At 69.6% G+C, this 13,331-nt stretch carries 11 protein-coding genes; 8 read left to right on the top strand and 3 right to left on the bottom strand.

Going from position 1 to position 13,331, the window contains the following annotated elements; translation table 11 throughout:
* The first annotated feature begins 196 nt into the window (after positions 1 to 196).
* Together KY661_RS21215 and KY661_RS21210 are read left to right on the top strand one after the other, a co-directional pair.
* A complete protein-coding gene (locus tag KY661_RS21215; protein ID WP_225411949.1) occupies positions 197 to 1,306 on the top strand; it encodes a helix-turn-helix transcriptional regulator in 1,110 nt (369 codons plus the stop codon).
* A gap of 74 nt (positions 1,307 to 1,380) precedes the next feature.
* Positions 1,381 to 2,460 carry a metallophosphoesterase family protein gene (locus KY661_RS21210; RefSeq protein WP_225411948.1) on the top strand — a complete coding sequence of 360 codons (1,080 nt, stop codon included), beginning with the start codon at positions 1,381 to 1,383 and terminating at the stop codon, positions 2,458 to 2,460.
* Positions 2,461 to 2,463: 3 nt separating this feature from the next.
* On the opposite strand, the gene KY661_RS21205 is transcribed toward KY661_RS21210, so the two are convergent.
* Positions 2,464 to 3,813, bottom strand: coding sequence for a thioredoxin family protein (locus KY661_RS21205; RefSeq protein ID WP_225411947.1), 1,350 nt, complete (start codon positions 3,811 to 3,813; stop codon positions 2,464 to 2,466).
* A gap of 80 nt (positions 3,814 to 3,893) precedes the next feature.
* Between KY661_RS21205 and KY661_RS21200 the strand changes: the two genes are divergently transcribed.
* From KY661_RS21200 to KY661_RS21175, 6 genes are all read left to right on the top strand, one after another.
* Complete coding sequence (locus KY661_RS21200) at positions 3,894 to 5,657, top strand: GTPase (RefSeq protein ID WP_225411946.1); 1,764 nt, start codon at positions 3,894 to 3,896, stop codon at positions 5,655 to 5,657.
* A gap of 105 nt (positions 5,658 to 5,762) precedes the next feature.
* Positions 5,763 to 6,305 (top strand): helix-turn-helix domain-containing protein, encoded by a 543-nt coding sequence (locus KY661_RS21195; RefSeq protein ID WP_075006638.1) that lies wholly within the window; start codon positions 5,763 to 5,765, stop codon positions 6,303 to 6,305.
* 315 nt (positions 6,306 to 6,620) lie between these two features.
* On the top strand, positions 6,621 to 7,088 hold the full coding sequence (locus KY661_RS21190; protein WP_225411944.1) for a helix-turn-helix domain-containing protein: 468 nt from the start codon (positions 6,621 to 6,623) through the stop codon (positions 7,086 to 7,088).
* Between the two features lie 180 nt (positions 7,089 to 7,268).
* A complete protein-coding gene (locus KY661_RS21185; RefSeq protein ID WP_225411943.1) occupies positions 7,269 to 7,775 on the top strand; it encodes a helix-turn-helix domain-containing protein in 507 nt (168 codons plus the stop codon).
* 182 nt (positions 7,776 to 7,957) lie between these two features.
* Positions 7,958 to 10,075, top strand: coding sequence for an outer membrane exchange protein TraA family protein (traA, locus tag KY661_RS21180; protein ID WP_225411942.1), 2,118 nt, complete (start codon positions 7,958 to 7,960; stop codon positions 10,073 to 10,075).
* Complete coding sequence (locus KY661_RS21175) at positions 10,072 to 11,763, top strand: OmpA family protein (RefSeq protein ID WP_225411941.1); 1,692 nt, start codon at positions 10,072 to 10,074, stop codon at positions 11,761 to 11,763. Before traA ends, KY661_RS21175 begins: the two co-directional genes overlap by 4 nt.
* A 110-nt stretch (positions 11,764 to 11,873) precedes the next feature.
* Here the strand turns inward: KY661_RS21175 and KY661_RS21170 are convergent, their stop codons facing one another.
* Together KY661_RS21170 and KY661_RS21165 are read right to left on the bottom strand one after the other, a co-directional pair.
* A complete protein-coding gene (locus KY661_RS21170) occupies positions 11,874 to 12,713 on the bottom strand; it encodes an Ig-like domain-containing protein (protein WP_225411940.1) in 840 nt (279 codons plus the stop codon).
* 160 nt (positions 12,714 to 12,873) lie between these two features.
* Complete coding sequence (locus tag KY661_RS21165; RefSeq protein WP_225411939.1) at positions 12,874 to 13,155, bottom strand: hypothetical protein; 282 nt, start codon at positions 13,153 to 13,155, stop codon at positions 12,874 to 12,876.
* Positions 13,156 to 13,331 lie beyond the last annotated feature (176 nt).

The following is a 13,331-nucleotide window of genomic DNA, read 5'->3' as shown; positions in this document are numbered from 1 at the left end:
ACCGGCTGGGCCCCACGCTCCGCGCTCCGGGAATCCAAGATGAGTATTACCGCTTGAAGCAATTAGTTTTTCTGAGCTGACCTCTGGGGTTGGTTCTTTTCGCGTCCCGGGCTTCCAGAACGTAAAGAGCCGACTCAGACTTTTGGAGGGCTCCCTCTGGATCGCGAACACGCTATATTCGTAAATCGTGAATCATATGGAATCCGGGGATAGGACATTCCTGGCAGACCTCCAGCGTCAGATCGACACGGTGGAACCGGGTGCGGAGGTCCTGCAGCCGCTCACCGCGATGCTGCGCGAGGGACTGCGGGCCGAGCGCACCCTGGCCTACGGCGTGACGATGGGCGTGGAGCAGTACGGGGCCGGGTTCTGCCACGGGGTGGGGTTTGCCCCCGGAACGGAGCTGTTCCACACGCTGGATGGCTTCCTGCGCCAGCGGCCCTCACCCTGGGGCTATTTCGATCCGGCCCGGCCCGCCACGGCCCAGCGCAACCGGGTGCTGCACTTCCGCCCTCCCGCGCAGGAGGAAGCGCGCGAGGCCCCCCTGCACGAGGCCGGCGCGGCCTCCTGGAAGCGGCTGGGCATCGGGCCGGATCAAGCCATCGTCGTCCAGGAGCGGGTGAGCCAGGCAGGCCTCGCGCTCTACCGCCAGTTGGGCGTGGACAACATGTTCCAGCTCCGGGCGCTCGTGTGCGAGGGCCCCGCCCTGCTCTCCTGGATCGGCGCCCTGCGCGCCGAGCCCTTCACCCCCCGCGAGCAGCGGCTGTTCCAGCGCCTGGTGCCCATGCTGCAACGGCGGCTCCAGCTGGAGGCGCGGCTGCGCGAGGCGCGGCTGCTCCACTCCGCGCTGGACGCGGCGCTGGAGGCGCTCGGCCAGCCCGCCTTCGTGCTCTCCAACACCCACCAGGTGGTCCACGCCAACGCCGCGGGCCAGGCCCGGGCGGAGCAGAGCACCCCCACCGTGGTGGAGGCCGTCCAGCGGCACGGCCGGGGGGAGCCCACCCCGGCGGACATCTCCGTCACGGCCCTGCGGGTGCCCGGGCTGGCCCCGCACTACCTCGTCGTGGACAAGAGCACCCTCGCACAGGCGAGCGCCCGGGTCCGCCTCCTCGCTGGGCGCTGGGAGCTCACCACGCGTGAGGAGCAGGTGCTCGAACACATTGTCCAGGGCCAGAGCAACCGGGCCATCGCCGCACAGCTGGGATGTTCAGAACGGACGGTGGAGGTCCACGTCACCCACGTTCTGAGCAAAGCATGGGTCGAGAGCCGCTCGGCCCTCATCGCGAAATTCTTCCAATCCCCTTGAACGTGAACTCTTCCTCCCGAATCCGAGCCGCCCTCAGCAACGCCGCCCAATGTGCCGCCGGTCCTCCCCGCACCGTGCATGGCTCGTTCGCGCCCTTTCCCCGGCGGCCCCGCCTCGCCGTCGGAGATCCCCAGACGGACATCCAGCGCTTCTTCACGCTGCTGGACCAGCGGAACCTGCTCACCCAGGACGGGTGGCTGCGGTCCGACTCCCAGCTCATCTCGGTGGGAGACCACTTCGACTGGGGTCCTCCGGAGGCGCGCGAGGCGGTGGCCCAGAGCGGCCTCCAGTTGCTCGCCTGGCTCGCCGCGCACCCCTCGGATCAGGTCGCCATCCTCGCGGGGAACCATGATCTCGCGCGCGTGGGAGAGCTGGCGGACTTCACCGATGCCACCTTCGCCGAGGCGCAGGTGGAAGCGGACCGCATCTACGCCGGGGGAAACCCCGACACGGCGGCGGAGCAGGAGTTCCTCCAGCGCTACCCTCAGGTTCCCAACGTGGAGCTGATCGCCCGGGACTTCAGCACCTTCCGGGAGGAGCAGCGCACGTGGGTCACCTACCTGCTGCGCGAGCGGCGCCTGCGCATGGCGTACGCCTCGGCGCCCGGCCTGCTCGTCAGCCACGCGGGGGTGACGCGCGAGGACCTGCTCGCGCTGGGCATCGCCCAGGACCGCCACAACAACGCCCACGCGGCGGCGTACGCCCTCAATGACACGCTCGACACGGCGGTGGAGAACTGGAAGGGCGGCCCGCTCACCGTGCCGGGCCTGTACCAGCCGGGCAGCCGCGAGCTGGGCGAGGGCCTGGGCATCGTCTACCACCGCCCCAGCACCCTGCCCGAGGACGCCGAGCGCACGCGCCAGAGTCCGCGCCGGCGCTTCAACCCCCTGAACCTGCCCCTCGGCCTGACCCAGGTCATCGGGCACACGCGGGACAAGCGTGCCCGGGAGCTGCTCGGCCTGCCCCCGGCGGCGGCCCCCTCCGGCGGCCTCCGCCACCTGGTGACCAACGGCAAGCGGTTCACCTATGCGCCGGGCCCCCCGCCCAAGACGGAGTGGGAGGACGCCGTGCTCGTCTTCACCGATGGGGGCCTCAACGACTCGCCGCTGGAGTCCATCGAGTTCTTCGACTTCGACACCCGCGGCGCCCGCTGAGGGCTACTTCGCCTTCAGCTCCGCGAGCCGCTTCTCCAACGCCTCGCGCTGGCGCGGAGAGACCTGGGCCTTGGGCAGGGCCTGGGCATAGGCCAGGGCCTCCTGGAGCGTCGCGACGGCGGCGTCCTTGCGGCCCTGGTCCATCTGGATGGAGGCGCGCTCGGAGAGCACGCGCAGCCGCCGGGCCCCCTGCACCTTCCGCAGCGCCCGGTCACTGGCGGCCAGCGCGTCGTCGAGCCGCCCCAGCGTCCGGTAGAGGCTGGAGAGCCGCGCGGGCGGGTTGTAGTCGTTGGGCAGGTCCCGCTCGCTCTGCTCGATGGCGGGCACCGCGCGCTGGGGCGCCCCGAGCGTCAGGGCCGCCAGCATGCGGTGCGAATCGAAGACGGTGCGCGCCTCCGGGTTGGGGGCCTGGGCGGCCTCGGCCTCGAGGAAGCCGAGCCACTCGGCGGCGGTGGCCTTCATCCCCGCCTCGTCCTGGAGGGCCTTGCGCGCCTCCACCACCACCTCGTACAGCCCGGAGCGGTCATCCGGCGGCATCTCGATGGCGGGCGGGGCGAGCACCTCCTGGGCCCGGGCCTCCGCCGACCGCAGCAGCTCCCGGCGCGCGGGGCTCTCCGGGGGCAGCGCCAGCGCGCACCCCAGGCCCCACGTCGTCGCGTTCGCCAGCGACGCGGAGCGGGGCACCCGGGGTGACTCCTCCAGGAGCTTGCGCGCGCAGGCCTCGTGCTGCTTCGCGCCGTACCGGGCCGCCAGCAGCGACTCCAGCGTGCGGCCGCGGCGGGACCAGTCCGCGGGGGCCTCGGCCAGCGCCTGGGCGAAGGCCTCGGCGGCCTCGGCCGGCTTGCCCTCTCCATAGAGGGCATCACCCCGGACGAGCTGCGCCTCGGCGCCCTGGGCCCCGCCGCGCCAGGCCCGCTCTCCATCCTCGAAGAGCTTCTCCAGCTGGGCGACGGTGGCACTGCCCGAGAAGCGGACCAGGGCCTTCTCCTCGCGCGGATCGATGATGAAGAAGGTCGGCCAGAAGTCCATCGGGTACTTCTCCTGGAAGCCCGCGGTCTGCGGCAGATCCGTGTTGAGCTCCAGCCAGACGAACCGCCCCGCGTGCCGCGCGAGCGCCTTGTCCGTGAAGACGTACTCCTTCATCGAGAGGCAGGTGTGGCACCAGGGGGCCCAGGTGTCCACGAAGAGGGGCAGGCCCCGGGCCTTCGCTTCCTCAAGGGCCCGGCCGTAGTCGTCCGCGATGAACGGCAGGGGCCCTTCCGCGCCCAGCGCCGGCGCATCGGGCGCTTGGGTCCGGGAGGTGGAGCACGCCAGGAGCCCCACCGCCAGCAGGCAGGCAACATGGATTCGCATGGAAGCCAACCCTAGCGCGGACCCAGAAGAGAGGAAGGACTGGGCTCCGCCCGGGGCCCATGCTGTTGTCGGGCCGTCACATGACTTCCCTCACCGCGTTGCGCGCCGCCCTGGAGTCCTCCCTCAACGCCCTGCCCGCTCCCGAGCGCTTCCCCCGGAGCGAGGACGCGGACCGGGCCCGGCGCCTGTCCGAGCGGCTGCGCCGGGACTTGCTGCCCCGGCTCGGCGGCGAGGCCCCGCTGCTGCTGGTGGCCATCGCCGGTCCCAACAACGTGGGCAAGTCCACCCTCTTCAACTCCCTCATCGGCGTGTCCCTGTCGCCCGCGCGGCCCGAAGGGGGGCTCACCAAGCAGTGCCTCGCCGCCGCGAACCCCACCACGTGGACGGGCGAGCTGCGCGAGTTCCTGGTGCGCCGCTACGACATCCTCCCGGTGCCCCCCGGCACGGAGGCCCCGGTGGACCAGCCGGGGCCCGCGGGCCGGCTCTACCTCGTGCTCGAGGCGGCGGTCCCCCCGGGCCTCTTGGTGATGGACACGCCCGACTTCGACAGCGTCTACCGCGACAACCGCGACCGCGCCGAGGCCCTGCTCGTCACCGTGGACGTGCTCCTCTTCGTGGTCAGCCGGCAGACGTACCAGAACGCGGCCCTGGTGGACTTCCTGCGGGCCGCGGTGGGCCGGGGCCGCCCCTACCTGCTCATCTACAACGAGGCCACCCGGGAAGAGGTGGCCCGCGGGCACCTGGACAAGCTCGCCGCGGACGTGGGCCAGCCGCCCTTGGCGCGCTACCTCGCGCCGCACCAGCCGGAGGTGGAGGCCGGGCAGCGCCCGCTGGCCACGCACCCGCTGGATGGCAGGCCCGCGCTCTCCGTGCTGCTGGGCCAGGCCGAGCATGCGCGGGAGCTCAAGTCCCGGGCCCTGGCCGCCTCCCTGGCGGATGCGCGCGCGGAGATGGACGCCCTGGGCCAGGCGGCGCGCGAGGCCTCCCACGAGCCGGAGCGGCTGCGCCAGCGGCTGCGCCACGAGCTGCTCGCGGTGGGCCGGAGCGCGGCGCTCAAGGGCGTGCCCGCCGACGTGCTCGTGGATGCCTTCCGCGATGAGCTGGACGCGCGCAGCACCTTCCACCGCTACGTGCGCCTGCCCTTCCGGGCGCTCGCCACCGCGCTGACGTTCGTCTCCCGGAAGGTGCGCCAGTCCTTCACCGGGCCCCAGCCGTCCGAGGCCCCCGTCTTCCAGGCCACCGACGAGACGCTCCGCGACGGCACGCGCCGGCTGGTGGAGGTGCTGGCCCCGGAGGTCGCCGCGTGGCGGGGAGACGAGGCGACGCGCGCGCGGCTCGCGGAAGCCTTCGGCGCGGCCACGCTGGCCCGGCTCGAGGAGCCCCTGGGCCTCGACGCCCTGCACGGCCATGCCGCGGATCGCGAGGGGCTCTACGCGTTCTGCCGGAGCCTCGTGGGGCAGGAGCTTCAGGGCGGCATGCGCGAGGAGCTGATGCAGGCGCTCACCACGCTCGTCTACTCCGTGCCCTCGGGCGCGGCGGCCGTCGCCACGGTGGCCACCGGCGGAGTGGGCCACGATGCCATCATCTGGGCGGGCACCCTGCTGTCCACGCCGCTGCTGGAGCGCTTCGTGGATCTGCTCGGCGCCGATGTACGGGCGCGTGTCACCCAAAAATGGGCGGACGCACACGGTGCGACGCTGGCTCACGCCCTGGAGGAACGCTTCTTCCCCGAGGTGTTGATACATCTGGACACCCAGGTGTCCCAGTGGCGCGGCACGGCCGAGGCCCTGGAAGACACGTCGCGAAAACTGTCGCAAGAATCGGCGGCCCCCCCATCCCCCTGACGACGGAAATCTGATAGGCTCTCGCCGCTTCCAGCACCGCGGCGCCCTCGGGGGGGGACCTGGTAGGGAGACTCGACGGGTCATGACCTGGTCGGTCACTACCGCATGACTACCCCGCGTGTCCTTGGAGGACAACTTTCCGAGTCCTATGTATCCCCCCGACTTTACGAGGCGGGGCATGGGATGGGAATGGATAAGAAGCCGGCGAAAAACCCCAAGAAATTGTTGGGGCCCAACATCCGTGAAGCCCGGACCCGGCTCAACATTTCTCAGGCCCGTCTCGCAGAAATGCTCGAAATGTCGACCGAAGTTTTAGGCCGCATGGAGCGCAAGGAAGTCCTGCCCCGGCTGGAACGCTTCGTCCTGCTGTGTGAAATCCTCGGGACGACTCCGAACCAGATGCTCGGCTTCGCCATGGGCCTGGGCAGCCCACAGGGGCCGCGGATGTCCCCGGCGTACGACGAGATGATGACGCTGATGCGTCACTTCGTCATCGAGATGGAGTCGCAGCTGGCCGAGGACGAGCGCAAGGAGCTGATGCAGATCTTCGCTCACCTGCAGCGGCTCATCACCCTCATCAAGAAGCGGAAGGCGGAGGCGGCGAAGTCGCGCCGGGCCCTCGCCAAGCGGGGCAGCCCCGCCGGCTGAGTCCCACCGGCACGCCCGTTTTCCGGTCCAGGTCGCAGGACGCGAGGCGGACTCGCGGTTCTCCCAGGGCCCCCCTCTTTTTCCCCCGCTTGCGCGGCACCGGCCCTCGCCCCAGGGATGATCTCCCGTGCGCCCGGGGCCCCAGAGGCCGGGGAACGGCCCCCGTCCCATTCTTCCCTACCAGGTAGGAAAGTGCGAAGGAACCAGGTGAGTTATAACCTGGGCGGTCTCGCTGCATACCTACCCCGAGTGTCCTTGTGGACCCAACGTTTTAAGTCTTATCTACGTTTCCAACTTTTTGAGGTGGGCGGCAGCATGGACACCAGTGATGAAGAGCGTGAGCGCAAGCGTGTGGAGGCGCTCAGGAAGAACCTCGGAGCGAACACACGCCGGGCGCGCGAGCGCCTCGGCATCACGCAGGAGCAGATGGCCGAGATGCTGGGCATCTCCCCGGAGGTGTACGGCCGCATGGAGCGGGGGCTCATCTTCCCGCGCGTGGAGCGGCTGGCGGTCATCTGCGAGAAGCTGGGAGAGTCCTCGGACCGGCTCCTGGGGCTGGCCAACTCCCAGGAGCCCCTGCCGGCCACCGGGACACCGGGGTACGACGAGCTCCTGCCCATCCTCCACCGCCTCATGCCCGTGATGCCGAAGCTGACGCAGTTGCAGCGCATCGCGGTCCGGCGCCACATCTCGGACTTCCAGCGCCTGCTGAGCACCTTCCTGGAAACCGAACCGTCCGAGAAGCGCCGCAAACGGCGTGCCTCCGACGCGCCCGCTGGGTAGCCCCACCGCGCTTTGCCCTGCCCTGCTCCGGAGCCCCCGTGCCCCGGAAACCGCTCTGGCATCCTACCTGTCACGTCACGGTTTCACCTGCCAACCCTGCGCAGCCTGTGAACCCAACCTGTCGCGTTGTATCTGAACGAGCCAACCCACCATGGTGGGTATGAACAGGTAGGGAGGAGCATGGACGGCCTCGACAGAAGGACGCTGGGCAGGAACATCCGCCAGGCCCGTCACCGGCTGGGTCTCACGCAGGAACAGATCGCCGAGCGGATCAACATGACGCCCGAGGTGTACGGACGCATGGAGCGGGGCAACCTGGTGCCGCGGCTCGAACGCTTCGTGCTCCTCTGCCGGGTGCTGGGCGAGACGCCGGACCGGCTCATCTCCCGCCATGCGCCTGCGGAGGACGGGGCAGAGGACGGCGAGGCGCCGGACCCGGCGGATGTTCCGGTCGATGACCTCCAGCACCGGCTGGGCACCAACATGCGCGAGGCCCGGAAGCGCCTGGGGCTGACGCAGGTGGAGATGGCGGAGCGGCTGCACCTGCCTGTGGACCTGTACGGCCGCATGGAGCGAGGGGAGACGCTGCCCCGGTTGGACAGCTTCGTCGCCATCTGCCAGGTCCTCGGCGAGATGTCGGACCAGCTGCTCGGCCTGTCGCCTCCTCCAGCCGGGAAAACCCGCTGACGGCCCCCGAGGCCCTGGGGACTTCCTGCTTTCCCGTACCTGACAGGTTGTCCTACTTGGGGGTGACCTGTGGGTGTGGACGGAGGCCTGTTCCGGAACGATTGGGCATTTGCGCCGCCGTCCCAGTTGGGGGAGGATGTAACCCCTTGTTCTCGCTACCTTTTCAGATTCGAAGCGCCTTTGTGGCGCTGACCTTGGTGTTCGTGTGCCTCGCGGGGCCCGCGTGGGCGGCGAAGTTGCCGGATGTCATCGTGTTTGGCGACCCGGTGACCTCCTCTCCCGACCTGCCAGGTACGGGGCTGTGCGTCGCATCGAGCGTCTCGGACAATCCTGCCGCCGACTTCCCGCAGAGCACATCGGGTTACATCGGCGGAATGAATGATTTCATGGAGCGGACGGCGGCCAGCCGGACCACCTATGTCCTCCAGACGCCATTCGATCTGTCGAACAACAACACGGGCGGAACCCTCGCCAGCCGCGGCGACTTTTCTAGTCCATCAAGCTACGGAACAAGCTTCTTTATCAATGATCCGTTCACCTCCTTTGGTTCACGCTTCCGCGGCTACCTGAACGTCACCCCCGCGATGACCAACCAAACGCTGCATTTCGGCTTCTACGCCGATGATGCCGTGAGCTTTGTCATCTTTGATAAAAACAACGTGCAGTATCAGGTCATTAATCGGCCTCCCCAACTGGGAGCTGCAACATGGCGCACGACCAATAGCGTCACTTTTCTCAAGGAAGGGCTTTACCCCGTCGAAATCCTTTACTCAGAAGTGACCGATCACGCTGCCTTGGAGATGTCCATCTTCGCAGGTGTGTTCAGCGATTTCGAGCGGACAGCGAATCAAACCCCCATCATCAACCTCGACAATTCCGGCTTCGACCTTGCCCTTCCTGGACAGTTTTTCCAGACAGAGACCGGGCGTCCCTCGTTTGCGAATCCCGCGCAGTGCACGCAGTGCCTCCGGGCCAACGCCAATGCACCTGGCAACGGAGGCTGTGGCATCGGCTCCGGCTTCTACTGCAATGGCGCTGCGCTGTGCGCCCCGTGCGACACCTCCCGCGTTTGTGGCCCCTCGTGCTCCCCTTGCGGTCAGAGCACCCCCTACTGCATCAACGTCTCGGGCACCTTCACGTGCGTCGAGTGCAACGAAAACAAAGATTGTCCCAACAATGGCCGCTGCGACCCCGCCACCAACACCTGCAGGGGTTGCCTCAACGACTCCGATTGCCCCACCGGCCAGTGCACCAACAACGCCTGCACCGGCTGCAATGACGACACCGACTGTCTCTCCGGCCAGGTCTGCGACATCCCCAACTTCACCTGTGTGGAGTGCAACCGGGACGAAGACTGCCCTCCCGATGAGGTCTGCGCCCCCGACCTCAAGCAGTGCCGTGAATGCAGCCAGGACTCCGACTGCGAGCGCGGCAAGACGTGCTCGGACAACCAGTGCATCACCTGTGCCTCCAACGACAGTTGCGCGGGCAACTCCTGCAACTGCTGCCCCAGCGGCACCCAGTGCGCCGCCCCCACCCCGGGCACCCTGCCGTCCTGCGTCGAGTGCACCAACGACTCCCAGTGCGCTGACGGCAAGACGTGTGACATCGCCAACGGCCGCTGCGTAGACGCCATCCCCGAGTGCAACACCTCCGACCGCTGCGGCGCCGAGTGTGTGAAGTGCCCCACCGACCGGCCCCTGTGCCTCGATGGCCAGGTCTGCGTGCAGTGCCGCAATGACCTCGAGTGTGGCACGGGCCAGTTCTGCATCAGCGGCGAGTGCGCCTCCTGCATCACCGACCGGCACTGCGGCGCCCGCTGCAGCGCCTGCCCCGGCGAGGCCCCCTTCTGCCTCTCCGATGGCACCTCCGCCGGCAGCTCCTGCGTCGCCTGCCGGAACGATGCCGACTGCGGCAGCGGCCAGTGTGACACCACCACCCACACCTGCGCGCCCACCGACGGCTGCGAGGTGAGCTGCGCCGAGGGCACCGTCTGCAACGGCTCCGCCTGCGTGCAGTGCTTCGCCGACGCGCACTGCCCCTGCGGCGGCTCGTGCGATGTGGCCCAGGGCACCTGCAACAGCTCCTGCGAGGAGAGCGGCGACTGCCTCGGCGTCCAGCACTGCTCCGTGGCCACCCAGGTGTGTGAGCGCGGCCGGCGCATGCCCGGCACCGAGCCCCAGGGCGGCTCCTTCTGCTGTCAGACGGCCACGGCCGATCTTCCGTCCACCGGCGGCGGCGCCTTCGTGGCCATGCTCCTGGTGGGCCTCCTGTTCCTCTTCTCCCAACGCCGCGTATGACTCGCTCGCTTCCGACGGTTCTTGCCCTGGCGCTGGGCCTCGCCGCGGCCTCCGCCTCCGCCCAGGACGCCCGCTTCGACGCCCAGCTCTTCCGGCCGTCCGGCGCCCCGCAGGACATCGTGGCCGTGGGCCAGTCCCGGCCCCTGTCCCACCTGTCCGCCTCGGGAGGCCTCTACCTGAGCTTCTCGATCAACCCGCTCGTGCTGGTGACCCGCGGCGGTGACTCCAAGAAGGCCCTCAGCCTCGTGGGTAACCGCTTCCAGCTCGATGCCATGGCCAACGTCGGCCTGCTCGACTGGGCCGAGGTGGGCGTGGACATGCCGCTCATCCTCTTCCAGGGCGGCGATAACCTGGAGGCCATCGGCACCGAGGGCGTCGTCGAGGGCTATGTGCTGGGAGACCTCCGGCTCACCAGCAAGATCGCCCTGCCGGGCCTGCGGCGCCGTGCCGAGGACTCGGGCTGGGGCGCCTCCCTCACCTTCAACCTCGGGCTGCCCACCGGCAACCAGGAGGCCTTCGCCAGCGATGGGGCCGTCACCTACACCCCCGGCCTCATCGTGGACTACCGCTTCGGCATGGGCCTGCTCCTGACAGCCAACGCCGGCTTCTGGGCCCGGCCCGACCGCATCTTCAACGGCGTGAAGATTGGCGACATGGCCCCCTTTGGCCTCGGCGCCGAGATGCCGCTTGTGCGCACCGCGGGCGTCACCGCCGTGGGCGCGGTCCATGGCGCCGTGGCGCTGACCAAGCTGCCCGGACAGGCCCGGCAGATTCCCGCGGAGATGCTCCTGGGCCTGCGCTGGTACAGCGGCCTGGGCATCACCGTCACCGTGGGCGGCGGCCTGGGGTGTGGGTGCTCGATCCAGTCCCCGCAGCTCAGCTTCTTCACGTCCGTCATCTGGGTGCCCGCCGTCATGTCCGAGTACGCGGCCATCGAGCGCTTCAAGGAGCCGCCCCGCGACAGCGACGGCGATGGCATCCAGGACGACACCGACTCCTGTCCGGACGAGGCCGGCCCCGAGTCCCGCAAGGGCTGCCCCCTGCGCGACTCCGATGGCGATGGGGTGACCGATGACATCGACGCCTGTCCCACCGAGGTGGGCACCGCCGCCCGCTCGGGCTGCCCCATCCGGGACAGTGACGGCGACGGCGTCGCGAACGAGGACGACCGGTGCCCGGACGTGCCCGCCGGTCCTGGCGGGAAGAACGGCTGCCCGCTGGCCCGCATCCAGGGCAACAAGATCCTCATCCTGGAGCCCATCAACTTCGCCACGGACCAGGACATCCTCCTGTCCGAGTCCGAGCCCATCCTGGAGGAGGTCTCCCAGATGCTGAAGAAGCACCCGGAGATCAAACGCCTCCTCGTCGAGGGCCACACCGACTCGCGCGCCAGCGACGAGTACAACCTGGAGCTGTCCAAGCGCCGGGCGGCCAGCATCCGCGTCTACCTCGAGGAGAGCGGCGTGGAGCCCGAGCGGCTGTGCTCCCAGGGCTTCGGCCGCAGCCGCCCCGTGGCGGAGAACAAGAACGAGGAGGGCATGGCCCTCAACCGGCGCGTGGAGTTCACCGTCCTGCCGCCTCCCGCGGACGGCGAGCCCCGCTGCCCGGAGGAGCCCGCGGACAAGGCGCCCAAGAAGAAGGGCGCCAAGTCCGTCCCGGCTCCGGCGAAGACCGCCCCGAAGCCGTAAGCAGGGGCGCCCCCGCAGGCCGGGCGGCGCCTTCCCCCCCCGGGAGGAAGGCCCGCCGGGCGCGGGATCCGGGCCTATTCAAGGAGGAGCTTCCGGCGCGGCCTACCGGCTCAGGGAACAATCACCTCGGCGGCCCCCACCCTGCGGCCCGCCGAGAGCGTCACCAGGGCCCGTCCCGGGCCCACCGCCGTCACGTACCCCGCCGGGGAGACCTGGATGACCGCGGCGTCCGAGGAGAACCAGTGGATGGGCACCCCCTCCACGGTCCGCCCCCGGCTGTCGAGCGCCCGGGCCCGGAACTGAAGCGCCTGTCCGCGCTTGGTGAAGACATGCCGGGCCGGCTCCACCGCCAGCCGGGTGAAGGCAGGCACGACGAGCACGTTCAGATCCTGGCTCAGGTGGCCCACCGTGGCGGTCACCTTCACCGTCCCGGGCCCCACCCCGATGATCCGCCCGTCCTCGATGCGGGCGATGGTCTCGTCCTGGCTGCGCCACTCGGGGGCCGCATCGCGGATGCGCTTGCCCAGTTCATCCAGGACGGTGGCGAAGAGCCGCTCCGAGCGGCCAATCTCGATGAACTCCTGCTCCCCGGCGCGCAGTGCCAGCCGCCCGGGGATGGTCACCACGAAGCGCGTGGAGGCGCGGGCCTTGCCTCCGGACACCTCAATGGTGGCCTGGCCCGTCTTCCGGGCTATCACCACCCCCTTCTCCACGGTGGCGACGTCCGGAGAGGAGCTGGACCAGTGCAGCCGGGGCTCCGCCAGGCGGCGCCCCTGCGCGTCCTTCGCTTCGTACTCCAGCCGGACGGCCTGCCCGGGCTTTCGCAGCTGGTGCTCCTCGGGGCCCAGAATCGTCAGGGTCTCGGGAGACGGCGCACACGCTCCCAGCAGCAGCCCCGCGGCCACGAACCACCCCACACGCCTGGAGAGCCACGGAAAGACGCTCGACATGAATACAACCCACCAGGCCTCGCGCTTACTTGCGGCCTGCTTTCTTGGAGGGTGCCGGAGCCGGTTTGGAGGCCGCCAGCTTCAGCTCATCACGCTCTCGCGTCAACTCCTCAAGCTCGCCCTCCAATGCCCGGACTTTTGTTTTCAAAGTAGGCGGGCGCTACTTCCGAACCGTGGCGCTGCCCTTCTTCACCGGGGCCGGCTGGGCAGGGGACGGCGAGGCGGCGGGAGCCGGGAGCCGGCCCACGACGGCCTTCAGCTGGTCACGCTCCTGAGTGGCCTTCTTGAGGGTGCCCTCCAGCTCGCCCGCCCGCGTCTTGAGCACCGCATTCTCCTGGCGGAGCGTCTCCACCTCCGCGCGCGCCTGCGCCAGCTCCTTCGAGGGGCCACACGCGGCCAGGGAACCCACCGAGAGCATCATCACCGTCATCCACGCCTTCATCTGCAGCCGTCCTCTGGGCAGGTGCTCTCCAGGGCTTCCTCCCTGCGACAGACCTGCCGGGGGAACCTTTAGCAATGCACGTGCCTCCCCCTGTCCCAGGGGAAGCCTCCCGCGGCGCGGGGCGGCGGCGTTGCAGGAAGCCACGCTCCCCCAGGCGCGTTGCCATGCCCGGGCGT

This window comes from Allostigmatella hybrida (assembly GCF_020103775.1).
Classification (GTDB): domain Bacteria; phylum Myxococcota; class Myxococcia; order Myxococcales; family Myxococcaceae; genus Hyalangium; species Hyalangium aurantiaca.
The sequence above is the reverse complement of the archived record's forward strand: the minus strand, read 5'-3'. Positions and strand labels throughout refer to the sequence as shown.

What these genes read in the sequence shown, in the direction of transcription:
- KY661_RS21190 (WP_225411944.1), top strand. Translation starts at nt 6,621, where the DNA reads ATGGACACCAGTGATGAAGAGCGTGAGCGCAAGCGTGTGGAGGCGCTC.
- KY661_RS21170 (WP_225411940.1), bottom strand. Translation starts at nt 12,713, where the DNA reads ATGTCGAGCGTCTTTCCGTGGCTCTCCAGGCGTGTGGGGTGGTTCGTG.
- KY661_RS21165 (WP_225411939.1), bottom strand. Translation starts at nt 13,155, where the DNA reads ATGAAGGCGTGGATGACGGTGATGATGCTCTCGGTGGGTTCCCTGGCC.
- KY661_RS21185 (WP_225411943.1), top strand. Translation starts at nt 7,269, where the DNA reads ATGGACGGCCTCGACAGAAGGACGCTGGGCAGGAACATCCGCCAGGCC.
- KY661_RS21215 (WP_225411949.1), top strand. Translation starts at nt 197, where the DNA reads ATGGAATCCGGGGATAGGACATTCCTGGCAGACCTCCAGCGTCAGATC.
- KY661_RS21175 (WP_225411941.1), top strand. Translation starts at nt 10,072, where the DNA reads ATGACTCGCTCGCTTCCGACGGTTCTTGCCCTGGCGCTGGGCCTCGCC.
- KY661_RS21205 (WP_225411947.1), bottom strand. Translation starts at nt 3,813, where the DNA reads ATGCGAATCCATGTTGCCTGCCTGCTGGCGGTGGGGCTCCTGGCGTGC.
- KY661_RS21200 (WP_225411946.1), top strand. Translation starts at nt 3,894, where the DNA reads ATGACTTCCCTCACCGCGTTGCGCGCCGCCCTGGAGTCCTCCCTCAAC.
- KY661_RS21195 (WP_075006638.1), top strand. Translation starts at nt 5,763, where the DNA reads ATGACTACCCCGCGTGTCCTTGGAGGACAACTTTCCGAGTCCTATGTA.